General features: G+C 67.1%; 19 protein-coding genes and 2 pseudogenes. 13 read left to right on the top strand and 8 right to left on the bottom strand.

Features of this window, described 5'->3' with window-relative positions; all coding sequences use genetic code 11:
- Positions 1-46: 46 nt before the first annotated feature.
- The 3 genes from C1A30_RS32720 to gnd are packed head-to-tail and all read right to left on the bottom strand — an operon-like array spanning position 47 to position 3,243.
- Positions 47-841 (bottom strand): PaaX family transcriptional regulator C-terminal domain-containing protein, encoded by a 795-nt coding sequence (locus tag C1A30_RS32720; RefSeq protein WP_101952350.1) that lies wholly within the window; start codon positions 839-841, stop codon positions 47-49.
- Positions 842-2,233, bottom strand: coding sequence for a glucose-6-phosphate dehydrogenase (gene zwf / locus C1A30_RS32715; RefSeq protein ID WP_101952349.1), 1,392 nt, complete (start codon positions 2,231-2,233; stop codon positions 842-844).
- Entirely contained in the window at positions 2,230-3,243 is a 1,014-nt protein-coding gene (gene gnd, locus C1A30_RS32710; protein ID WP_200828582.1) for a phosphogluconate dehydrogenase (NAD(+)-dependent, decarboxylating), read from the bottom strand. Before gnd ends, zwf begins: the two co-directional genes overlap by 4 nt.
- A 109-nt stretch (positions 3,244-3,352) precedes the next feature.
- Between gnd and C1A30_RS32705 the strand changes: the two genes are divergently transcribed.
- The 10 genes and pseudogenes from C1A30_RS32705 (at position 3,353) to C1A30_RS32655 (ending at position 15,885) form a co-directional block, all read left to right on the top strand.
- A complete protein-coding gene (locus tag C1A30_RS32705) occupies positions 3,353-4,516 on the top strand; it encodes an SRPBCC family protein (protein WP_101952347.1) in 1,164 nt (387 codons plus the stop codon).
- On the top strand, positions 4,513-5,298 hold the full coding sequence (locus C1A30_RS32700) for an enoyl-CoA hydratase/isomerase family protein (protein ID WP_101952346.1): 786 nt from the start codon (positions 4,513-4,515) through the stop codon (positions 5,296-5,298). The genes C1A30_RS32705 and C1A30_RS32700 overlap by 4 nt, the downstream gene beginning before the upstream one ends.
- A 306-nt stretch (positions 5,299-5,604) precedes the next feature.
- Positions 5,605-6,027 (top strand): DUF4383 domain-containing protein, encoded by a 423-nt coding sequence (locus tag C1A30_RS32690; RefSeq protein WP_101952344.1) that lies wholly within the window; start codon positions 5,605-5,607, stop codon positions 6,025-6,027.
- Positions 6,028-6,107: 80 nt separating this feature from the next.
- Positions 6,108-7,334, top strand: coding sequence for a NarK/NasA family nitrate transporter (locus C1A30_RS32685; protein WP_101952343.1), 1,227 nt, complete (start codon positions 6,108-6,110; stop codon positions 7,332-7,334).
- The gene (locus C1A30_RS32680; RefSeq protein ID WP_101952342.1) at positions 7,331-11,014 is read left to right on the top strand and encodes a nitrate reductase subunit alpha; all 3,684 of its coding nucleotides are present in this window, start codon (positions 7,331-7,333) and stop codon (positions 11,012-11,014) included. The genes C1A30_RS32685 and C1A30_RS32680 overlap by 4 nt, the downstream gene beginning before the upstream one ends.
- On the top strand, positions 11,014-12,666 hold the full coding sequence (gene narH, locus C1A30_RS32675; protein ID WP_101952341.1) for a nitrate reductase subunit beta: 1,653 nt from the start codon (positions 11,014-11,016) through the stop codon (positions 12,664-12,666). Before C1A30_RS32680 ends, narH begins: the two co-directional genes overlap by 1 nt.
- On the top strand, positions 12,663-13,292 hold the full coding sequence (gene narJ, locus C1A30_RS32670) for a nitrate reductase molybdenum cofactor assembly chaperone (protein ID WP_101952340.1): 630 nt from the start codon (positions 12,663-12,665) through the stop codon (positions 13,290-13,292). Before narH ends, narJ begins: the two co-directional genes overlap by 4 nt.
- Before the next feature lie 17 nt (positions 13,293-13,309).
- A pseudogene (gene narI, locus C1A30_RS32665) lies at positions 13,310-14,011 on the top strand (respiratory nitrate reductase subunit gamma); the annotation flags it as partial.
- Between the two features lie 75 nt (positions 14,012-14,086).
- Entirely contained in the window at positions 14,087-15,439 is a 1,353-nt protein-coding gene (locus C1A30_RS32660) for a wax ester/triacylglycerol synthase family O-acyltransferase (protein WP_101952339.1), read from the top strand.
- 5 nt (positions 15,440-15,444) lie between these two features.
- Complete coding sequence (locus C1A30_RS32655; RefSeq protein ID WP_101952338.1) at positions 15,445-15,885, top strand: pyridoxamine 5'-phosphate oxidase family protein; 441 nt, start codon at positions 15,445-15,447, stop codon at positions 15,883-15,885.
- Here C1A30_RS32655 and C1A30_RS32650 read toward each other — a convergent pair.
- The 5 genes and pseudogenes from C1A30_RS32650 to C1A30_RS32635 all read right to left on the bottom strand — a co-directional run bounded on the left by C1A30_RS32650 (position 15,882) and on the right by C1A30_RS32635 (position 19,985).
- On the bottom strand, positions 15,882-16,823 hold the full coding sequence (locus tag C1A30_RS32650; protein WP_200828489.1) for a Ppx/GppA phosphatase family protein: 942 nt from the start codon (positions 16,821-16,823) through the stop codon (positions 15,882-15,884). The genes C1A30_RS32655 and C1A30_RS32650 overlap by 4 nt on opposite strands.
- Positions 16,820-17,344, bottom strand: a complete 525-nt coding sequence (locus tag C1A30_RS36285) for a DUF501 domain-containing protein (protein ID WP_369974223.1) — start codon at positions 17,342-17,344, stop codon at positions 16,820-16,822. The genes C1A30_RS32650 and C1A30_RS36285 overlap by 4 nt, the downstream gene beginning before the upstream one ends.
- Positions 17,345-17,455: 111 nt before the next feature.
- Positions 17,456-17,662 (bottom strand): annotated as a pseudogene (locus C1A30_RS36555) (septum formation initiator family protein); the annotation flags it as partial.
- A gap of 228 nt (positions 17,663-17,890) precedes the next feature.
- A complete protein-coding gene (gene eno, locus C1A30_RS32640) occupies positions 17,891-19,186 on the bottom strand; it encodes a phosphopyruvate hydratase (RefSeq protein ID WP_101952336.1) in 1,296 nt (431 codons plus the stop codon).
- Positions 19,187-19,253: 67 nt separating this feature from the next.
- Complete coding sequence (locus C1A30_RS32635) at positions 19,254-19,985, bottom strand: lytic transglycosylase domain-containing protein (protein ID WP_101952334.1); 732 nt, start codon at positions 19,983-19,985, stop codon at positions 19,254-19,256.
- 172 nt (positions 19,986-20,157) lie between these two features.
- Between C1A30_RS32635 and efeU the strand changes: the two genes are divergently transcribed.
- The 3 genes from efeU to efeB are packed head-to-tail and all read left to right on the top strand — an operon-like array spanning position 20,158 to position 23,499.
- Entirely contained in the window at positions 20,158-21,072 is a 915-nt protein-coding gene (efeU, locus tag C1A30_RS32630) for an iron uptake transporter permease EfeU (protein WP_101952332.1), read from the top strand.
- A complete protein-coding gene (gene efeO / locus C1A30_RS32625) occupies positions 21,069-22,226 on the top strand; it encodes an iron uptake system protein EfeO (protein WP_101952331.1) in 1,158 nt (385 codons plus the stop codon). Before efeU ends, efeO begins: the two co-directional genes overlap by 4 nt.
- Positions 22,207-23,499 carry an iron uptake transporter deferrochelatase/peroxidase subunit gene (gene efeB / locus C1A30_RS32620; RefSeq protein WP_101952330.1) on the top strand — a complete coding sequence of 431 codons (1,293 nt, stop codon included), beginning with the start codon at positions 22,207-22,209 and terminating at the stop codon, positions 23,497-23,499. The genes efeO and efeB overlap by 20 nt, the downstream gene beginning before the upstream one ends.
- Positions 23,500-23,553 lie beyond the last annotated feature (54 nt).

The following is a 23,553-nucleotide window of genomic DNA, read 5'->3' as shown; positions in this document are numbered from 1 at the left end:
CACGCCGCGATTTCGGAACACTTTGCGTCTGCTCGCCGGGAGAAAGTCAGCGGAACGCTGTGCTGAGGCGCTGCTGGAATACGCCGTTGAAGCGCAGGTACGCCTCGCGCAGATCCTGACCGGGCCACTCGTCGGGAGTCAACTCGTCGGGCAACAGCGGGTCGAGTTGCAGATGCCGCACGACGGTCACCGACAGCCCGAACCAGTAGGCGAAGTCGGCGACCACGACCGCCTCGGCGTCGACCTCGTCGCGTAGCGCGCGGGTCAGCCGCCGCGCGTCGGTGGCCCAATCGTCAAGGCTGAACAGGGATCTGATGGTGTCCGCGGGGATGTTGGTGGCGGCGTCGTGAAAGTGCACACATTGCCGGTCCAGCACGGCGCGCTGTGTCGGCAGCCGGTCGGGGTCGAGATTGTCGGGACGAATCCACACGCCTTCCCGCAGTTCGGCGAGATGCAACGCCGTCGCCGCCTTACGCAACGCGAGTCGGTCGGCGGCCGACCGGCGATCCAACGACACGACCGCCAACTCCCACGTACCGTCCCACGGTCGGGTGGCCGCGGTCCGCGAGGCGTCGTCGACGCGTTGCCGCCGTTCCAGCAGATCCCCGGCGAGCGCGTACGTGCCGTCGCCGCTGGTGAGTTCGCCGTTGGAGACCATCCGCCACAAGCACGTGCGGGCGGCGCCGTCGCTGATGCCGAACAGCGAGGCCATCGCGACCAGTTCGCCGACAGTCAAATGGGGTTCCGGAGCGCCGAGCAGCGCCGTCGCGAGCACGGAACGCGCGCTCAACGTGCGGTCGCCGATCAGGTCGGCGACGTCACTGCGCGACGCTGTCGGCATCTACGACTCCAGCCAGGGTTCACGCCATTTAGGATGCCCGACAACCAGTTTCGCCGCGTCGGCGGGACCCCACGAGCCGACCTCGTACGGCTGCACCGGCGGCGGCGAGTCGAGCAGCGGTTGCACGATGCGCCAAGTCTCCTCGACGCCGTCCTCCCTGGCGAATTGCGCTGAGTCACCGCGCATCGCGTCGCTCAGCAGCCGCTCGTAGGGTTCCGGCGCCTCGCCCAGTTCCTTGGCGAAGGTCAACGACAGGTCGACGCATCGCGTGCTGTTCACGCCGGGCTCCTTGGCCTGGATCACCATATCGGTGCCCGGGTTGGGATCGATGCGCAGCACGAGTTCGTTGGGATCCGGCCTGTCCTTCATGATCGCCAGCTTGGGCGGACGTTTGAAGATGACGCGAATCTCGGTGGCCCGCACCGGAAGTGCCTTGCCTGCCCGCAGGAAAAACGGCACCCCCGACCAGCGCCAGTTGTCGATCTCCAGCCGGAGCGCGGCGAACGTCTCGGTCTGCGAGTCCGGTTGCACGCCCTTGACGGACCGGTATCCGTCGTACTGTCCTCGTACATAGTGGGCGGGGTCGATCGACGGAATGGCACGGAACACCTCGACACGCTTGTCGCGCAACCCGTCGGCGTCGGCGACGCTGGGCGGTTCGGCGGCGAACAAGCCGATCAACTGCAGCAGGTGGTTCTGCACCACGTCACGCAGCGCGCCGACCGGATCGTAGAAGCTGCCGCGGTCCTCCACACCGAAATTCTCGGCCATGGTGATCTGCACGCACTGGATCCGGTCCCGGTTCCACAACGGCTCGAAGACGGAGTTGGCGAACCGCAGGAACATGATGTCCATCGCCGGTTCCTTGCCGAGAAAGTGGTCGATGCGGAAGATCTGCCACTCGTCGAGCACGCTGCGCAACTGTGCGTTGAGCGCCCGCGCCGACTCCAGGTCATGGCCGAACGGCTTCTCCACCACCACCCGGGCGTGCGAGGTCAGGTTGGCGTGTGCCAAACCCTCGACGACGCGGCCGAACAGCGAAGGCGGTATCTCGAGATAGAACACCGGCGTGTGCTTGCCCTCGATCGCGCGGGCCACTCGCTCATAGGTTTTCGCGTCACCGAAGTCACCGGACACCATCGACAACCGCGCAGCGAATCGAGCGAAGACATCCTCGTCAATGGTTTCGCCTGCGGTCTCGATCGCGCTGCGCGCGTGATCGTGCAGCGCGGCTTCCGACCAATCGTCGCGTGCCACACCGACGATCGGGCAGTCGAGCAGCTTGCGGCGCTCCAGCCGGTACAGCGACCGGAACGTCATCTTCCTGGCCAGATCGCCTGTGATGCCGAAGATCACGAGGACATCGGCGGGCGCTGTCGCGGGTGTGGTCATGACTTCTTCTCGGCGTGCCCGCCGAATTCGCTGCGCATCGCCGAGAGCACCTTGTCGGTGAACTCGCCGAGTTGTCGCGACTGGAATCGTTCGAACAACGACGTGGTGATCACCGGTGCCGGCACACCCTCGTCGACCGCTGCGAGCACCGTCCACCGGCCCTCGCCGGAATCCGAAACGCGGCCGGTGAAGTCGTCGAGTTCCGGTGACCGCGCCATCGCGTCGGCGATCAGGTCCACCAGCCACGAGGACACCACGGATCCGCGCCGCCACACTTCGGCCACTTCTGCGACATCGATGTCGTACTGGTAAGCCCACGGATCGCGCAATGGCGTGGTCTCCGCGTCGACCGTGCGGTTGACCGTTCCCGCGTTGGCGTGCTTGATGATGCTCAGCCCCTCGGCGATGGCGGCCATCATCCCGTACTCCACCCCGTTATGTACCATCTTGACGAAATGCCCTGCGCCGCTTGGCCCGCAGTGCAGATACCCGTTCTGGGCGGTGCCGTCGGTGCGGGTGCGGTTTGGGGTGGGTTCGGCACTACCCTCGCCCGGTGCGATCGTCTTGAAGATCGGGTCGAGTCGTCCGACGACCTCGGTCTCGCCGCCGATCATCAGGCTGTAGCCGCGCTCCAGTCCCCACACGCCGCCGCTGGTTCCGCAGTCCACGTAGTGGATGTTCTTGGCCACCAGGCGCTTGGCGCGGACGATGTCGTCGCGGTAGTAGGAGTTACCGCCGTCGATCACGGTGTCGCCGGGTGACAACAGGTCCACCAATTGGTCGAGCGTCTCGTCCACCACCGCGGCAGGCAGCATCAACCAGACCGCCCGCGGCTGCTCGAGTTTCTGCACGAAGTCACTCAACGAGTCCGCGCCGGTGGCGCCTTCACCTGCCAGGCCCGCGACGGCTTCGGCGTTCATGTCGTAGACCACGCAGCGATGCCCGTCGCGCATCAGACGCCGAACCAGATTCGCGCCCATCCGCCCGAGTCCCACCATTCCCAGTTGCATCGGTGTATCGGTTGCCATGGCTCCAGCTTTCCATGAACTCGCTGTATCCAACCAGAGTGTCTCACGAAATCGTTGACACGCGATTATCACAGTGTGATACTTCCACGGTATGAGCACTCCGACAAGGGCGTCGGTCGCCGACGATGTGGAGATCGTCCGCCGCATCTTCGCGCACATCGACGCGGGCACCACCGACGAAGGTGCCGCCTGGCGCGAGCCGGTCGAAAATTACCTGAGCGCAAGCAGATTCGCCGCCGAGCTGCAGACGCTGCGCGCTCATCCGAGCGTGTTCCTGCCCGCGGCGGTCATCCCGAATCCCGGCGACCACGCCGAACGCACCACGTTCGGGGTGCCGCTGTTCGCCGTCCGCGGCCGCGACGGCCGGGCCCGCGTCTTCCGCAACTCGTGTCGGCACCGCGGCATGGCCCTGGTGGAGGGTCCGGGCTGCGCCCACGCCCTGACCTGCCGCTACCACGGCTGGACCTACCGCCTCGACGGCACGCTCGCCCACGTGCCGCACGCCGACGCCTTCCCCGATCTCGACATGAACAGCCGCGGACTGGTGGAGGTGGACAGCCAGGAAGTGGACGGCCTCATCGTCATCGGCCCGCTGCAGTCGCCTGCGCGGGGCGCCGACGCCGCGATGTCGGCGCTGACCGACGGCAGCCCGTGGCGCGACAAGCTGCTACCCGCGCAGCGCCTGTTCGCGGTTCGCCCGGCCCTGCGGGCGATGAACTGGAAGGTGCTCGTCGAGCAATTCCTCGAGGGCTACCACATTCGCACCACGCACAAGAACACCTTCTATCCGCTCCAGTACGACGACCTCAACGTCGTCGAGACGTTCGGGCCCAACAGCCGAATCACGTTCCCGTTCCGCAACATCGAACGCCTGCGGGAGCGTCCCGAATCGTCATGGGTGATCAACCACCGGGTGACCTACGTGTACCACCTGTTCCCGAATGTGATGGTGGCGACGTTCCCCAATCAGATGCTGGTCATCACCATCGACCCGGTCGACCTCGACCACACGACCGTCACCATCTACGCCATGGTCGCCCCCGAGGTGGCCGAGCACCTGTCGGCCAACCCCTCGGTCGCCGAAGGGTCGCGCAACCTGCTCAACGAGGGCGGGGTGGAGGACAACGAGATGTCCGAAGGCGTCCAGCGCGGACTGCACGCAGGTGCCAACGCGTTCGTCGAGTTCGGCACGCACGAGAGCGCGATCGGCCACTTCCACGCCAACCTCGACGACCGGTTGGCGGGCGCGCGGTGACCGACTACGAACACCTACAATACGACCAGCGCGGCCCCGTCACGGTCATCACGATCAACCGGCCGGAGCGCATGAACGCCATTGGGCCGCAGACACATTCGGAGCTGGTCGATGCCTGGGGCCGGTTTCGCGACGACGACGACGCCCTGGTCGGCGTGCTCACCGGCGCGGGCGAGCGGGCGTTCTCGGCGGGCGGTGACCTGAAGGCGGCGCGTGCCGGCGAGTTGGACGTCGACGCCAGTCCCGGCGACGGCGTGCTGGGCCCGTCGCGGTGGACCGACGTCTACAAGCCCACCATCGCGGCCGTCAACGGTGTCGCGTATGCGGGCGGCCTGGAGTGGGCCTGCTGGACCGACATGGCCATCGCCGACGAACACGCCACCTTCGGCGTGACCTGTCGCCGGTGGAACATCGGGCTGGCCGACGGTGGCACGCAACGGCTTACCCGCATCCTCGGATACCGGCGCGCGATCGAACTGATCATCACCGGCCGGGTCATCGACGCCCGGGAAGCCGAACGCATCGGCCTTGTCAACGAAGTCGTGCCGACGGGGACGTGCCTGCAGCGGGCAATCGCGTTGGCCGAGACCGTCGCCAAGCTGCCGCAGCCCGCGTTGCGCACCGATCTGGAGGCCGCCCGCACCGGTCTGGGCCGCCCCCTGGACGAAGGTCTGCGCATCGAGGCCGAGTGCTTCGGCCGCTCCATCGGCGCACCCGAGACCCTTGAAGGGCTACGCCGGTTCAACGAGCGCGACCATCCCGACCTGGCCCGTTCACGCTGACTTTTCTTTATTTCCAAAGTGATGCGAACCATTGTCACCTCGTCATATGTTGATATGCGTCCGCGAGAATGAACTCTGCTCCCACCTTTTGGAGTGGTCAGAGCGACAGAGGGGTTGATCGACGATGCGAGCACCAGAAGTCAAGGCCGGTTCCGGCTGCAACTGTCATTGCAACGCCTGCGAGGGCGGTCATCACTGCGGCAACCCGCCGAACTGCAACATCAGGCGGTAGCCGCCTGGAGTTCCCGGGTTAACCCGGCGTCGGCCGGGGTATTTCTGCTGCGTAAATAACCGCAGGAGAACGTGATGACCGCGACCACCCCTAAGTACATGGCCGTGCAGGCCGCAGCGGTGTTGGTTGCTGCCGGGTTCGTGGTGATCGGCGTGCTGGGCTTCATTCCTGGCGTGACGACCGACGGCAAACTCTTCGGTTTGTTTGCGGTTTCGGGCCTCGACAACGTCCTGCATCTGGTGTCGGGTTTCGTCGGGTTTGCTCTGGCGCGTACGTATGCGGCGTCGCGGGCGTATTTCCTCGGCGGCGGCCTGGTGTACCTGGCGCTGTGGTTGCACGGCGTGCTCGTGGGCAGCGGCCTGCTACCAGTGAACGGCCCCGACAATTGGCTGCATTTCGGCCTCGGCGTCGGCATGGTGCTGCTCGGTTTGACGCTGGCAGGACAGCGCGACCCGACGAAGCGTCGACGTTTGCCGAAATCCGCATCGGGGCGGTAATTCTCACCCGGCTGTATTGCGGCGCAGCACTTTCGGTAAAACTCACCCCGGCGTCAAATCCGCGTGGTTTTCTTACAATTGTGAAAACGGCGACGCCGCCGGACACGAGCGCTCGGCGCAGTTTGAACCTGGCATTGGCGACCTGGGTGTCAGCCATCAACTTCTGGGCCTGGAACATGATCGGCCCGCTGTCGACCACCTATGCCGGCGACCTGACGCTGAGCAGTTCCGAAGCCTCGATTTTGGTCGCGACCCCGATCCTGGTCGGTTCGATCGGCAGGGTGGTCGTCGGCGCACTCACCGATCGGTACGGCGGTCGGGTCATGTTCATCGCGATATCACTCGCGTCGATCGTGCCGGTGCTGGCCGTCGGTGCCGCGGGATCGGCGGGGTCCTATCCGCTGCTGGTGGTGTTCGGTTTCTTCCTCGGCATCGCGGGCACGATCTTCGCCGTCGGCATTCCGTTCGCCAACAACTGGTACGACCCGGCCCGGCGCGGATTCGCGACCGGCGTGTTCGGGATGGGCATGGTCGGTACCGCGCTGTCGGCGTTCTTCACACCGCGATTCGTCCGGTGGTTCGGCCTGTTCACCACGCACGTCGTCATCGCGGTCGCCCTCGCGGCGACGGCGGTGCTGTGCATCGTGGTGATGCGCAATGCGCCGCGGTTCGAACCGAACACCGATCCGGTGTTACCGAAACTGAAGGCTGCGGCCAAACTTCCGGTGACGTGGGAGATGTCGTTCCTCTACGCGGTGGTGTTCGGCGGCTTCGTCGCATTCGCCAACTACCTGCCCACCTACATCAAGACGATCTACGGGTTCCCGCCGGTCGAGGCGGGTGCGCGCACCGCGGCGTTCGCACTCGCGGCGGTGCTCGCCCGTCCGGTCGGCGGTGCCTTGTCGGATCGGATCGCACCCAAATACGTGGTGCTGGTTTCGTTCGCAGGTACGGCGCTGATGGCGTTCATCGCGGTATTCCAACCACCGCCGGACGTTTGGTCGGCCGCCACGTTCATCACGCTCGCGATCTTCCTCGGCATCGGGACGGGCGGCGTGTTCGCATGGGTGGCCCGTCGCGCGCCCGCCAAATCGGTCGGTTCGGTCACCGGAATCGTCGCCGCCGCAGGCGGATTGGGCGGCTACTTCCCGCCGCTGGTGATGGGCGCCACCTACGACCAGGCCGACAACGACTACACCGTCGGCCTGCTGTTGCTCGTGCTGACCGCACTGGTCGCGTTGGGGTACACAGCTTTTCGGCTGCACGCGCACGAACCCGCGCCGGCCGCTAGAGAGTCGACGGCGTGACCACCGGCCCGCGGGTCGGAAGCCCGGTCGAGGAACTACTGGAGCGCAGTGGTCGATTCTTCACCACCGGCGAGTACTCGGCGGACCTTCGAACGGTCACCCACCGCGGCGGTCGGCAGGGCGACGTGTTCTACCGCGACCGATGGAGCCACGACAAGGTGGTCCGCTCCACCCACGGCGTCAACTGCACCGGATCGTGCTCGTGGAAGATCTACGTCAAGGACGGCATCATCACCTGGGAAACCCAGGAAACCGACTATCCGTCCGTCGGCCCGGACCGCCCGGAGTACGAACCGCGCGGCTGTCCACGCGGCGCGGCATTCTCCTGGTACACCTACTCCCCCACCCGGGTTCGCCACCCGTACGCGCGCGGCGTGCTCGTCGAAATGTACAGGGAGGCAAAGGCCAAGACGGCGGACCCGGTTCAGGCGTGGGCCGACATCCAGGCCGACCCGCAGCGCAGGCGCCGCTACCAACGCGCCCGCGGCAAGGGCGGACTGGTCCGGGTGAGCTGGGCCGAAGCCACCGAGATGATCGCCGCCGCACACGTGCACACCATCAAGACCTACGGTCCGGACCGGATCGCCGGCTTCTCGCCCATTCCGGCGATGTCGATGGTCAGCCACGCCGCAGGCTCGCGGTTCGTGGAACTGATCGGCGGGGTGATGACGTCGTTCTACGACTGGTACGCCGACCTGCCGGTCGCCTCGCCGCAGGTGTTCGGGGATCAGACGGATGTACCGGAATCCGGTGACTGGTGGGACGCGTCCTACCTCGTCATGTGGGGATCCAATGTGCCCGTCACGCGTACCCCTGACGCACACTGGATGGCCGAGGTCCGCTACCGCGGCACCAAAGTCGTCACCGTCAGCCCCGACTACGCCGACAACACCAAGTTCGCCGACGAGTGGATGCCGTGCGCGGCGGGCACCGACGGCGCACTGGCGATGGCGATGGGTCACGTCGTCCTCTCGGAATACTTTGTCCACCAACGTGTCCCCTTCTTCGTCGACTATGTCCGCCGCTACACCGACCTGCCGTTCCTGATCAAACTCGAGGAACGCGACGGGATGCTCGTCGCAGGCAAGAACCTCACCGCGGCCGACCTCGGCCACGACGTCGAAAACGCCGCCTTCAAACCGGTTTTCGTCGACGGCGCCACCGATACCGTCGCGGTGGCACCCGGATCGCTTGGCTTCCGCTACGGCGACGACGGCGTCGGCAAGTGGAATCTGGACCTCGGGGACCTGGTGCCCGCGCTCACCGTGGCACGCCCCGACGGTTCGGGCGAAACCGCACTTGTCCACCTGCCGCGCTTCGACACCGTCGACGGGCACGGCGAGACCTTCGCCCGCGGCGTGCCGGTGCGCCGGGTCGGCGAGCATGTGGTGTGCACGGTGTTCGACCTGATGCTCGCCCAATACGGCGTGCGGCGACCCGGCCTGCCCGGCGACTGGCCCACCGGCTACGACGACGCGAGTCAGCCCTACACCCCGGCGTGGCAGGAGCCGATCACCGGGGTGTCGGCGGCGCAGGTCATCAGAATCGCCAAGGAGTTCGCCCGCAACGCGGACGAATCCGGGGGCCGGTCGATGATCATCATGGGCGCCGGCATCTGCCAGTGGTTCCACGGCGACGCCACCTACCGCGCGGTGCTGGCGCTGCTGCTGCTGACCGGTTCGATGGGACGCAACGGTGGCGGCTGGGCGCACTATGTCGGCCAGGAGAAATGCAGGCCGGTCACCGGGTGGGCGACGATGGCGATGGCCACCGACTGGTCGCGGCCGCCGCGGCAGATGGCGGGCACGTCGTACTGGTACGCGCACACCGACCAGTGGCGTTACGACGGCTACCGCGCCGACGCGCTGGCCAGTCCGCTCGGCAGGGGCCGGTTCCGCGATAAACACACGATGGATGTGCTCACCTCGGCGGTGTCGATGGGCTGGAGCCCGTTCTATCCTCAGTTCGACCGGTCCAGCCTGGACGTCGCCGACGAGGCGAAGGCCGCAGGCCAAGAAGTACCGGTCTATGTCGCCGGGCAATTGGCGTCGGGCGGCCTGAGGCTCGCCGTCACCGATCCCGACAACCCGGCGAACTGGCCGCGCGTGCTGAACGTCTGGCGGGCCAACCTGCTCGGCTCGTCGAGCAAGGGCAACGAGTACTTCCTGCGTCACCTGCTCGGTACGTCGTCGAACCTGCAGGCCGATCCTGCCCCAGAAGCGTTGCGGCCCAACGACGTCGCATGGCGCGACGAGATCCCGGAAGGCAAGCTCGACCTTCTGATGTGCATCGACTTCCGGATGACGTCCACCACCATGCTCTCCGACGTGGTGCTACCGGCGGCCACCTGGTACGAGAAGGCCGACCTGTCCAGTACCGACATGCACCCCTTCGTGCACGCGTTCAGCCCCGCGATCGACCCACCGTGGGAAACCCGGTCGGACTACGAGGCTTTCGGCGCGATCGCGCGCGCATTCAGCACGCTGGCCAAGACGCACCTCGGCACCCGCACGGACGTCGTGGTCGGCGCCCTGCTGCACGACACGCCGGCGGCGATGGCCTATCCCGGCGGCACCGAGAACGACTGGCGCGTCACGGGCGACGTGCCGGTCCCCGGTAAGACGATGGGGCCGGTGGCTGTGGTGGAACGTGACTACGCCGCGATCGCCGACAAGTGGGCCGCCCTCGGGCCGCTGGTGGAACGTCTCGGCCTGACGACGAAAGGCGTCACCACCCACCCGGACGCCGAGGTCGACTACCTCGCAGGCAAGTTCGGTGTGATGGATTCCGGTCCCGCGCAAGGCCGTCCGGCCATCACCTCGGCCGAGAGCATGGCCGACGTCATCCTGGCGCTGTCCGGGACGTCCAATGGGCGCCTGGCCGTGCAGGGCTTCGCCGAACTCGAGAAGCGCACGGGCGTGCGCTTGACCCACCTGGCCGAGGGCAGCGAGGAACGCCGCATCACCTACGCCGACACCCAGGCCAGGCCGGTTCCGGTGATCACCAGCCCGGAGTGGTCGGGCAGCGAGACCGGTGGCCGCCGATACGCCCCGTTCACCGTGAACATCGAACAGCTCAAACCGTTTCACACGTTGACCGGGCGGATGCACTTCTACGTCGACCACGACTGGCTCGAGGAACTCGGCGAGCAGCTGCCCACCTATCGGCCGCCGCTCGACATGTCACGCCTGTTCGGCGAGCCGGCCCTCGGGGAGCAGGGCATCGCACTGGCCGTCCGCTACCTCACCCCGCATTCGAAATGGTCGATCCACTCGGAGTATCAGGACAACCTGCTGATGTTGTCGCTGTCACGCGGCGGTCCGACGATGTGGATGAGCCCGCAGGACGCCGCCAAAATAGAAGCGCACGACAATGATTGGGTCGAGGCCGTCAACCGCAACGGTGTGCTGGTGTGCCGGGCCATCGTGTCGCACCGGATGCCGGAGGGCGTGGTGTTCGTCTATCACGCGCAGGAGCGCACCATCGACGTGCCGCTCACCGAGACGACCGGGCAGCGTGGCGGGATCCACAACTCGCTGACCCGGCTGCTGATCAAGCCGAGCCACCTCGCAGGCGGCTACGCGCAGAACGCGTTCGCGTTCAACTACCTCGGCCCGACGGGCAACCAGCGCGACGAGGTGACCGTGGTGCGGCGTCGGTCGCAGGAGGTGACGTACTGATGCGGGTGATGGCACAGATGGCGATGGTGATGAACCTCGACAAGTGCATCGGCTGTCACACCTGTTCGGTGACATGCAAACAGGCGTGGACCAATCGGGCGGGCACCGAGTACGTGTGGTTCAACAACGTGGAAACCCGTCCAGGACAAGGCTATCCGCGAACCTACGAGGACCAGGACCGCTGGCGCGGCGGCTGGATGCGCGACCGTAGGGGTCGGCTGCGGCTGCGTGACGGTGGCCGTCTGCACAAGCTGACCCGCATCTTTTCCAACCCGAAACTGCCCAGCATCGACGACTACTACGAGCCGTGGACGTATGACTACGAGAACCTGACCAGGGCGCCGCTCAGTGAGCAGATGCCGGTCGCGCCGCCGCGCAGCCTGATCAGCGGCGAACCGATGAAGATCTCGTGGTCGGCGAACTGGGACGACGATCTTGGCGGCTCGCCGGAGATCGTGCCGGGAGATCCTGTCCTGCAGAAGGTCAGTGAGCAGGTCCGGCTCGAACTCGAGCAGACGTTCATGTTCTATCTGCCGCGCATCTGCGAGCACTGCCTGAACCCGTCCTGCGTGGCGTCGTGCCCGTCGGGCGCGATGTACAAGCGGACCGAGGACGGCATCGTGCTCGTGGACCAGGACCGCTGCCGCGGCTGGCGGATGTGCGTGTCCGGATGCCCGTACAAGAAGGTGTATTTCAACCACAAGACCGGCAAGGCCGAGAAGTGCACGCTGTGCTATCCCCGCATCGAGGTCGGCCTGCCGACGGTGTGTTCGGAAACGTGTGTGGGCCGGTTGCGCTACCTCGGTCTGGTGCTCTACGACGTCGACGCGGTGCTGGCGGCGGCGTCGGTGGCCGACGACACCGAACTCTACGAGGCGCAGCGGCAGATCCTGCTCGACCCGACCGATCCTCAAGTGATCGCCGGGGCCCGCGCCGAGGGCATCTCCGACGAGTGGATCGAGGCCGCGCAGCGCTCGCCGGTGTATGCGCTGATCAACACGTATCGCGTTGCGCTGCCGTTGCATCCGGAGTTCCGGACGATGCCGATGGTCTGGTACATCCCACCGCTGTCGCCTGTCGTCGACGCGGTCAGCAGGGACGGACACGACGGCGAGGACATCGGGAACCTGTTCGGTGCGCTGGAGGCGCTGCGCATCCCGATCGAGTATCTGGCCGGGCTGTTCACCGCAGGCGACACCGAGGCGGTGCAGAACGTGTTGCGCAGGCTGGCAGCGATGCGCTCGTACATGCGCGACGTGAACCTGGGCCGCGAAACCCAGCCGCACATCGCCGAGTCGGTCGGCATGACCGAGGAGCAGATCTACCAGATGTACCGGCTGCTCGCATTGGCCAAATACGAAGAGCGGTACGTGATTCCGACCGCGTATGCCGTCGAAGGGGAACAGCCAGAAGAGGCAGGCTGCTCGTTGTCATTCGACGGTGGACCCGGGATGTACGAGTCGGGTCCCTTCGGTGAGGCCAGCGGCGGGCCGGTACCCATCGCCGTCGAGACCTTCCACGCGCTGAAGCAGAGGCAGACCACCGACGGCATGGCGGCCAACGCCGACCACCCGTCGCGGGTCAACCTGCTCAACTGGGACGGCCGCGGCGTGCCCGCGGGGCTGTTCCCGTCCGGGAGGCCACCACGATGAGGCTGCGAACGAAGCCGGACACGTTGCGCGACAGGCTGGTGTGGCAGTGCGCGTCACTGCTGCTCTGCTATCCGGATCCCGCGCGACTCGGCACCGTCGACGACCTGCTCGCACACCTCGACGGCGACGTCGCCGATCTGCTGGGCCACACCGTCGCCGCCCTGCGCACCGGTGATCCGATGCGGATCGCCGCTTATTACGTCGAGACGTTCGATCTGCGACGGCAGGCCACGATGTACCTGACGTACTGGACGGCGGGGGACACCCGAAACCGCGGCGCCGCAATGCTGGAGTTCGTGGCCGCCTACCGGGCCGCCGGGCTCGAGCCGCCGCGCGCCGAGGCTCCCGACTACCTGCCGGTGGTTCTCGAGTTCGCCGCGACCGTCGATCCGGTGGCAGGTCGACGGCTGCTCGTCGCGCATCGGGTGTCGATCGACGTCCTGCACGGCGCGCTGATCGACGCCAAGTCGCCCTACGCGCACACCGTCGACGCGGTGCGCCGGACGCTGCCGGCCGCCACCGACGACGACGTACAGCGGGCACGGTTGACGGCGACGACCGGCCCGCCGGCGGAAGCGGTTGGGCTGCAACCCTTCACGTTGACCGTGCCGCCACGGCGGGGGTGATCGAGGTGTGGGTGGACGAGATGTTCTGGAACGTCGCGCCGTACGTCACGCTCGCGATCGTGGTGATCGGGTCGTGGTGGCGTTACCGCTATGACAAGTTCGGCTGGACCACACGGTCGTCGCAACTCTACGAGGCGCGGATCCTGCGGATCGCCAGTCCGATGTTCCACTTCGGCATCCTGGTCGTGATCGTCGGCCACGTCATCGGGCTGGTGATCCCCGAATCCTGGACGGACGCCGTCGGTCTCAGCCATGAGGCGTACCACGTGCAGGCCGTCGTGCTCGGCTCCATCGCAGGCGTGACGACGCTGGCTGGTATCGCGCTGCTCATCTACCGGCGCCGCACCCGCGGCCCGGTGTTCCTGGCGACGACGTCCAACGACAAGCTGATGTACGTCGTGCTGGTGTTGGCGATCGTCGCGGGCCTGTGCGCCACGCTGCTCGGCTCCGGCGTGGTCGGGGAGGCCTACAACTACCGCGAGACGGTGTCGGTGTGGTTCCGGTCGATCTGGCTCCTGCAACCGCGCGGGGACCTGATGGCCGAGGCGCCGCTGTACTTCCAGATACACGTGATGATCGGTCTGGCGTTGTTCGCGCTGTGGCCGTTCACCCGCCTCGTGCACGCGTTCAGCGCGCCGATCGGCTACCTGTTCCGGCCCTACATCGTCTACCGCAGCCGCGACCTGGTCGGCTCGCAACCACAGCGGCGGGGCTGGTGACGAATGTCCGTTGCCCTTGCAATTAGGGACCAACGCCCCTGCCGCGACCCCGCCGGCAGGCCGCACAGTGGCGGTATGGAGCAGTTGACAACGCTCGACGCCGGGTTCCTGCAGGCCGAGGATTCCGACCGTCACGTCAGCCTGGCCATCGGCGCCGTGGCTGTTCTCGCGGGTCCGATGCCCGATTTCGACAGGCTGGCCGCGAACCTGGCCGAGCGCATCACAGCGGTGCCGCGCTTTCGGCAGATTCTGCGCACCCAGCCGCTGGATCTCGGCGCTCCGCGGTTCCAGGACTGTCGGGTCGACGTCTCCCACCATGTGCGGCGCGCCGCGCTGCCCCGCCCCGGCGACGACGCCGCGCTGTGCCGGTGGGTCGCGCAGGTGATGGAGCGGCGCCTGGACCGCGACCGCCCGCTCTGGGAATGCTGGGTCGTCGACGGGCTGGCCCACAACCGGTGGGCGATCCTGATGAAGATCCACCACTGCATGGCCGACGGCATCGCGGCCACTCACATGCTGGCCCGGCTCTGCGACGACGGTGGCACCTTCCCGACGGAGATCCGCGCTGCCGAGCCGGCGCGGCGGCCGGGGCTGAGCCTCAATCCGTTCGACTGGGTAACCGGCATGCTGCGCGCCGCACAAGGCGCGGTCGAGATCGCGGGCGGATTGCTGCGCCCGTCCGCGTCGTCGCTGACGGGCCCCGTCACCGATATGCGCCGCTACGCCTGCGCCGAGGTGTCGATGGAAGACGTGACGCGGGTGTGCGAGCGGTTCAGCGTCACGGTCAACGACGTTGCGCTGGCGGCGATCACCGACAGTTTCCGCACCATGCTGATGCGTCGCGGCCAGCGGCCGCAATACAATTCGCTGCGCACCCTGGTGCCGGTGTCTGTGCGGTCCGACGACGCGGCCGACGAAACCGACAACCGCGTGTCGGTCATGCTGCCGTATCTTCCCGTCGACAAGGCCGATCCGATCCAACAGTTGCAAACGGTCCACAGGCGGATGGCTCGGGCGAAGGCAGGCGGGCAACGTCAAGCCGGGAACATCTTCCTCGCCGCCGCCAACGCGATCCCGTTCCCGGTGACCGCATGGGCGGTGCGGGCGTTGACCCGACTGCCGCAACGCGGTGTCGTCACGCTTGCGACGAACGTGCCCGGCCCGCGCAAGCGGCTACGTCTGATGGGCCGAGAGGTGCTGCGGCTGTTGCCGATTCCGCCGCTGGCGCTGCATCTTCAGACGGGCATCGCGATCATGAGCTACGCCGACCATCTGGTGTTCGGTGTGATCGGCGACTACGATGCCGCACCGGACATCGACGAACTCGCGAACGGCATCGAGACAGCCGTCGCACGGTTGACCGCCCTGAGCGCGGGCCACTGGCGCTCCACCCCTGTCGGGACACTCGCGTTGGTACAAGGAGGTTGATCGCCATGCCCAAGGGACTAGAGCTGGACGAGCTGAACCGCAGGCAGTGCCTGGATCTGCTGCAGGAAGTTCGGGTCGGCAGGCTGGTGTTCACCGAGGACGGACTGCCCGCGGTGCAGCCGGTGAACTTCCGGTTGTGGCACGACGACGTGGTGATCCGCGTCGCGGGCGGCGGGAAACTCGCCGCGGCCGCCGAGAACCAGATGGTGGCGTTCGAAGCCGACGAACTGGATCCCGACCTGCGCACCGGGTGGAGTGTCGTTGTCGTCGGGCACGCGCAGGAGATCACCGGGGTCGACGAATTGGTGGAAGTGGCGGGAACTTTCGTACAGCCGTGGGTGGACGGCAAACGCGACCACTTCCTGCGCATCAAGTCGGAGAAGATGACCGGGCGCCGATTCCGCGAACGCGGCGTGCCGCACTATGTGGGGACGGCGGCGGGCTAGGCGATCGACAGCGCGATGCCGTCGAGGATGTCGTGCTCGCTGACCACCAGTTCGTCGATGCCGGCCCTGGCGCCCAACGCGGCGGCGAGTTCCTCGACGATGATCGCGCCGCCGCCGATCACGTCGACGCGGCCCTCGTGCATGGGGCCTAGCGCCGCGCGCTGTTTCCGCGTCATCGCGATCAACTCGTCGCACACCGGCAGCAGGTCGCTGAATTTGACCCGGGACAAGTGGATCGCCTCGGAGTCGTAACTCGTCATCCGCTGCGCCAGCGCCGACAGCGTCGTCATGGTGCCTGCCACACCGACCCAGGTGCGGGCCCGCTCGACAGGCACCGCGCGCAACGCCTCGCCCATGGTCTCGCGGACCACCTCACGCGCGGCGGCGATCTCGGTGGCGGTGGGCGGATCGGAGTGCAGGCATCGCTCCGTCAGTCGCACACAGCCGATGTCGGCCGAGTAGCTGGCCTCGACGTCGCAGGAGCCGAGCACCACTTCGGTCGAGCCGCCGCCGAGGTCGACCACCACGAACGGCGCTGAGTCCGAATCCAATTCGCCGACCGCGCCGTGGAAGGACAACGCGGCCTCCTCGGTGCCGGTGATCACCTCCGCGACGGCGCCGGGGACCGCGGTGCCGAGCACGTCGGCTGTCATCGCGAAGAACTCGTCGCGGTTGGCGACGTCGCGGGCCGCCGACGTCGCGACCATCCGCACCTTCGGGACATCGAACCTGCGCAACAACTCGGCATAGTCGACCAGCGCCGCCTTGGTCCGCGCCAGCGCTTCCGGCGCGAATTGTCCTGTGGCGTCTACCCCTTGGCCGAGCCGCACGATCCGCATCTCACGGTGCACGTCGGCCAGCCGGCCATCCGTCTTGTCGGCGATCAACAACCGGATCGAGTTGGTGCCGCAGTCGATCGCCGCCACCCGGGAACTCACGTCCACGTCTCCTTCTCCAGGATGCCCGCCATGCCCGGTTCGGTGGCCAACACCGCCAGGGCCTCGTCGCCGAACGGATTCACGCCGGGGCCTTTTGCGAGCGAATGCGCGATCACCACATGCAGACACTTGACCCGGTCCGGCATGCCGCCACCGGAGAACGTCGTGCCGAGCGGTTCGATGGCGTCACGCTCCGCCAGATACGACTCGTGTGCCCTGCGGTACGCGTCCGCCAGCAGCGGATTCTGTTGCAGCCGTTGTGTCATCTCCCGCATCATGCCCGACGATTCGAGTCGGCTGGCCGCGGCGGTCAGCACCGGGTGCGTCAGGTAGTACAGCGTCGGAAACGGCGTGCCGTCAGGCAGTCTCGGCGCGGTCTTCACCACGCCGGGCTCGCCGTTGGGGCACCGGTAGGCGATCTCGAGCACGCCGCGGGGCTCGCGGCCGAGTTGCCGCGCGACGGCCTCGAGCGGGGGCGGAGGGGCCGGTGCAGGTGAAACCCCGTGCGGCGCATCGGCGATGGTGTGCCACAGCGACGTGTACCACGGGTCGCCGCTCTTCACCCCCGTCGGGGCGTCGCCACCCGGCGCGCCGGGCGTGACGGCGCTTTCGGGCAACTGCACCTGATACGGGATGTCACCGGGCATCACGAAGCCGAGCCGTTCGCGGGCCTGCGCAGCGATGAACACCGGGTCGGCGAGCTTGACCTTCTGCTCCTCGAGATCGGCGATCTGCGAACGCAATTGCTGCTCGGTAGCTTTCAACTGCTTCATCTCGGTGCGCTGCGCGAAGTATGTGCGCACCGGACCCGCAATGGTCAGCGTCAACACGCAGACCACCGCGGCCAGGATCGCCGCGCGACGGGCCGCCGACCCGAACCGCTGCTCGGACTGCTGTTCGGCGGCCGCGACGATCGACTCGCGGACCGTTTCCTTCGGCTTCTCGACCGGTGCGGGCGCAGGCGCCTTCTCGTTGCTGCGCGGCGGGCGGCGGCCAGGCGCGGTCCCCTTCGGACGGCCCGCGGGGGACCGTCGTTTCGGGTCTGGCCGTTTCGCCTCGGGCACGGGTTATTTGACCCCTGCCTCTACCGAGAAGCGCGGGAACGCCAAGTCGCCTGCGTAACGCGCGGCGTCGCCGAGCGTCTCCTCGATGCGCAGCAACTGGTTGTATTTGGCGACCCGCTCGCTGCGGGCGGGGGCACCGGTCTTGATCTGGCCGCTGCCGACCGCGACGGCCAGGTCGGCGATCGTGGTGTCCTCGGTCTCGCCGCTGCGGTGGCTCATCATCGTGCGGTATCCGCTGTTGTGCGCCAGCGCGACGGCGTCCAGCGTCTCGGTCAGCGTGCCGATCTGGTTCACCTTCACCAGAAGCGCGTTCGCGGCGCCCTTTTCGATGCCGTCTTCGAGTCGCTCGGGGTTGGTGACGAACAGGTCGTCGCCGACCAACTGGACGCGATCACCGATCGCGGTGGTCAGCGCCACCCAGCCGTCCCAGTCGTCCTCGGACAGCGGGTCCTCGATCGACACCAGCGGATAGGAGTCGATCAGTCCGGCGTAGAACTCCGACATCTGCTCGGCGGTGCGGGTCTCCTTCTCGAAGCTGTAACCCGTTCCGGCGGTGAAGAATTCGGTAGCCGCAACATCAAGTGCGAGCGCCACATCCGCGCCGGGCTTCAGGCCCGTCGCCTCGATGGCGCTCAGGATCAGGTCCAGCGCCGCCTTGGTGCCCGCGACGTCGGGCGCGAACCCACCCTCGTCGCCGAGACCTGTGGCCAGGCCCTGCTTCTTGAGCACCGCCTTCAGCGAGTGGTACACCTCGGCGCCCCAGCGCAGCGATTCCTTGAAGCTGGGTGCACCGATCGGCGCGACCATGAACTCCTGGACATCGACGCCGGTGTCGGCGTGCGCGCCACCGTTGAGGATGTTCATCATCGGCACCGGCAGGATGTGCGCGTTGGGTCCGCCGACGTAGCGGAACAGCGGTAGCCCGGCCGACTCCGCCGCGCCCTTGGCCACCGCGAGCGACACCCCCAGCATCGCGTTGGCGCCGAGGCGGGACTTGTCCGGCGTGCCGTCGAGGTCGACCAGCGCCTGGTCGACGAGTCGCTGGTCGTCGGCGGACAGTCCGATGACGGCGGGCGCGATCTCGTCGAGCACCGCCTGCACCGCCTTCTCGACGCCCTTGCCGCCGTAGCGGGAACCGCCGTCGCGCAGTTCCACGGCCTCGTGTTCACCGGTCGACGCGCCCGACGGCACCGCGGCACGGGCGAACGTGCCGTCCAGCAGGGCCACTTCGACCTCGACCGTCGGGTTGCCGCGGGAGTCGAGGATCTCGCGGGCTCCGACCTGCTCGATGATGGGCACTAGGTTCTCCTTGATGTTTGGGCTGGACTCGCAATGAGCCTAGAGCGTGCGTCGGCCCGCGGCGTGCTCAGAGGGGGTGTCCGTTGGCGTAGGCGGTCGCCCAGTCCCGGACGGTACGGGCGTACTGGTCGGAGTGGTTGTAGGCGTGCAACGCGTCCATCCAGCCCCGGGGCTTGGCCAGGTCCTTACCGCGCCAGCACAGGTAGCCCGCCGCGGACAGCGCGGCGTCGTCGAAATTGTCAGGGCTGACGATGCCGTCGTTGTTGGCGTCGACGCCGTAGAGCTTCCAGGTTTCGGGGATAAACTGCATCGGCCCCATGGCCCTGGCGTACGGCGCGTCGCCGTCGTGGCTGACGCCGTCGTTGTCGAGGATCTCCAGGTTGCCGTTGGTGCCGTCCAACCGGACCCCGCGGATCGGCGGCGTGACGTCGCCGTTCGGCGCGATCACCGCGCCGTGGTAGGTGCCGTGGTGACTTTCCACCTGGCCGATGCCCGCCAGCGTGGTCCAGGTCATGTGGCAGTCCGGGTTCTCCACGTCGGCCACCCGCGCGGCGTAGGCGTAGGCCTCCAGCGCCTGCACGGGCATGCCCAGCGCGGGCGCGCGCTGCGCCGCCCAATCATGCAGCTGGTCGGCGGGTCGGCCTTTGGCGTGGGTGTCGATCTTGGGCACCGGGTCGCCCGGCGGCGGCGGCACGCCTTCGGGGATCGGTGTGCCCACCTGCCAAGAGCAGCTGGAGGCCATCAGCAGCACTGTCGCGCCGATCACCGCGACAGTCCGCAGCCAACGCACTGGCGACACCGGACTCCCTCAAACCCACTCTCGTCATTGCCATGGTCGCACGCGCTCGGACCAGATCGGCAACGCTCACCGGACGTGTACTCTGCCGTGTCTCACCCTGCTAAGGTGAGCCACACCTTGCTTTGGTGAGCCAAAGCTTGGTACGCGATTACGGCGTAGCGAGGACAAGTTGATGACTGCTGGTACGGACTTCCATGTCAGTATTCAGGCCGCCACACCCAACATCACGTCGCAGCTGTTCGGGAGCGGTTTGATCGGTCTCCGCGAAGGGCTGGAAGCGGCGATCGTCGTCAGCATCCTGGTGGCATTCCTGGTCAAGGCGCAGCGCCGCGACGCGCTCAAATGGGTCTGGCTGGGCGTCGGGGCGGCGATCGTGATGACCGTCGCGGTGTTTCTGGTGATCCAGTTCGGCGAGAACACGATCTCGGGGTTGGCGGCCGAGGCGATCGCAGGCATCGCGTCGCTGGTGGCCGTGGCCATCGTCACGACGATGGTGCTGTGGATGAAGCGGGCGGCCGCCTCGATATCCGGCGAACTGCGCAGCGATATGCAGCGCGCGCTCGAAACCGGGTCGCTGGCGGTGCTTGCGCTGGCGTTCCTGGCGGTGGGCCGCGAGGGCGTCGAGACCGCGCTGTTCATGGTGGGCTACGCCGAGGCGCAGACGTCGTGGCCGCTGATCGGTCTGGTGATCGGGGTGCTGGCCGCAGCGGCGATCGCATACGGCATGTACGCAGGCGCCATCCGCATCGACCTCGCTCGGTTCTTCCGCTACACCGGCGTCTTCCTGATCCTGGTGGCCGCGGGCATCCTGTCGTACGGCGTCGGAGCGCTGCAGACCGTCGGCTGGCTGCCGGGATTGAGCGCCAAGGCTTTTGACATCAGCACCTGGTTCAACTGGTCGTCGTGGTACGGCGAGATCGTGCAGGGCGTCTTCAACATCACGCCGACGCCGACCGTCCTGCAGCTCCTCGCGTGGCTGGCCTACCTGGTCCTCGTGCTGTCGATCTTCCTGCGGCCAACCGGGTCGCCGGCGAAACCCGATCCATCTGACCAACCCCTTCCCGAACCCGAAAGGTCCACCACGTGAAGCTTCATTCGTCCCTTGCTGTCGCAACGGCTGCGCTGGCGGGTCTGGCACTGACGAGCTGCCAGGCGAAAGAAGAGGCGGCCCCGGCCGAGCCGGGTAAGAGCGCGCCGTCGGAGATCACGGTCACCGCGTCGGACACCGCATGCGAGTTGTCGGGCACCGAAGCTTCCACCGGGCCAAGCACATTCGTCATCTCCAACAACGGCAACAAGGTCACCGAGTTCTACGTCTACGGCGAGGGCGAGCGGGTGATGGGCGAGGTCGAGAACATCTCCCCCGGCCTGCAGCGCAAGCTGATCGTCCAGCTGGCCGAGCCAGGCACCTATCAGACGGCCTGCAAGCCGGGCATGGTCGGCGACGGCATCCGCGCCGACTTCAAGGTCACAGGTGACGCGGTCAAGGTCGACGAAGCGGGCAAGTTCAAGGAGGCGTCGGACGGCTACAAGCGGTATGTGAACAGCCAGACCGATGCGCTGATCGCCGCCACGCAGGTGTTCGTCGACGCGGTGAAGAAGCGCGACGTCAACGCGGCCAAGGCGCAATACCCCGTCGCGCGTACCTATTACGAGCGCATCGAGCCGGTCGCCGAGTCCTTCCCCGATGATCTCGACCCGCGCATCGACCTCCGCGAGGCCGACCTGGAGCCGGGTCAGAAGTGGACCGGCTTCCACCGGTTGGAGAAGGACTTGTGGGTCACCGGGCTGCAACCGGACAGCAACGCGATGGCCGACCAGTTGATGGCCGACGTCAAGGAACTCGACAACGGCGTGAAGGCACCCACGTACAAGATCGACTCGACCCAGATCGCCGGTGGCGCACAGGGTCTGCTCGACGAGGTTTCCTCGAGCAAGATCACCGGTGAAGAGGACATCTTCAGCCACACCGACCTGTGGGACTTCAAGGCCAACGTCGAAGGCTCGCAGACCGCGGTCGCCTCGGTGCGGCCGATCCTCGACGAGCGCAACGCCGATCTCGGAAAGAAGGTCGACCGACGGTTCGCCGAAGTCGAGGCGCTGCTCGAAAACTACCGGCAGGGCGACGGATTCATCTCCTACGACAAGGTGACCGAACCGCAGCGCCAGGAGTTGTCGCGGGCGATCGACGCGTTGTCGAAGGAAGTGAGCCAGGTGCAGGGTGTCGTCGCTCCCCAGTGACCCCGAACCCCGACAGGGGCTATCCCGACGGAAGTTGTTCGGCGCGGCGGGAGTGACCGCCGCGGTGGTGGGCGCCGCCGGTGCCGGTGCGCTCGCAGGCCGGGCGTCGGCGGCGAGTGCCGATTTCGGCCTGGACAAGCCGATTCCGTTCCGCGGTGCGCGCCAGGCCGGCATCGTCACGCCGCAGCAGGATCGCATGCACTTCTGCGCCTTCGACGTAACGACGGACAGCCGTGAGGACGTCGTCGCGCTGCTGAAGCAGTGGACACAGATGGCCGAGCGGATGACGCAGGGCCAGGACGCCGTGCCCAACGGTGCCGTCGGCGGCAATCCCTATGCGCCGCCGGACGATACGGGCGAGGCGCTGGGACTGCCCGCGTCGGGGCTGACGTTGACCATCGGGTTCGGACCCTCGTTCTTCACCAAGGATGGCAAGGACCGGTTCGGCATCGCGTCGCAACGCCCCGCGGCGCTGGCCGACCTGCCGAAGTTCACCAACGAGATCATGGATCCGGCCAAGTGTGGCGGCGACATCTGCATCCAGGCGTGCGCGCACGACCCACAGGTCGCGGTGCACGCGGTGCGCAACCTGGCGCGCGTCGGCTTCGGCACGGTCGCGGTGAAGTATTCGCAGTTGGGCTTCGGCCGGACGTCGTCGACGACGCGGGAGCAGGCTACCCCGCGAAACATGTTGGGGTTCAAGGACGGAACCAACAACATCAAGGCCGAGGACCACGACGCGCTCGACAAGAACGTCTGGGTGGCCAAGGGAGACGGCCCCGACTGGCTGACCGGCGGTACCTATCTGGTGACGCGACGCATCCGCAACCGCATCGAGGCCTGGGACCGCACCACGCTCAAGGAGCAGGAGCGGGTGATCGGTCGCCAGAAGGGCACCGGCGCGCCGAACGGTTACACCGACGAGTTCGCGCCGGTGGACTTCAACATCAAGGACGCCGACGGGAACCCGTTGGTCGACGTCGACGCCCACATCCGGTTGGTGTCACCTGACCATCTGGGCGGCATCAAGATGTTGCGCCGCGGATACAACTTCACCGACGGCTCCGACGGATTCGGCCACCTCGATGCCGGGCTGTTCTTCATCGCGTTCGTGCGCAGTCCCGCGACGAACTTCATTCCGGTGCTGGCACAGATGTCGAGCGACGCGTTGAACGAATACATCTTCCACACCGGCACAGCCGTTTTCGCATGCCCGCCGGGTATCCCGGAGGGTGACGCGTCGGCGTATTGGGGTTCGACGCTGTTCGCCTGACGGTTTCGCCCAGACTGCAACTACGCACGAAAAGTACGAGAATCAGCGTGCTGG

It is taken from the genome of Mycobacterium sp. 3519A (assembly GCF_900240945.1).
GTDB lineage: Bacteria > Actinomycetota > Actinomycetes > Mycobacteriales > Mycobacteriaceae > Mycobacterium.
The sequence above is the reverse complement of the archived record's forward strand: the minus strand, read 5'-3'. Positions and strand labels throughout refer to the sequence as shown.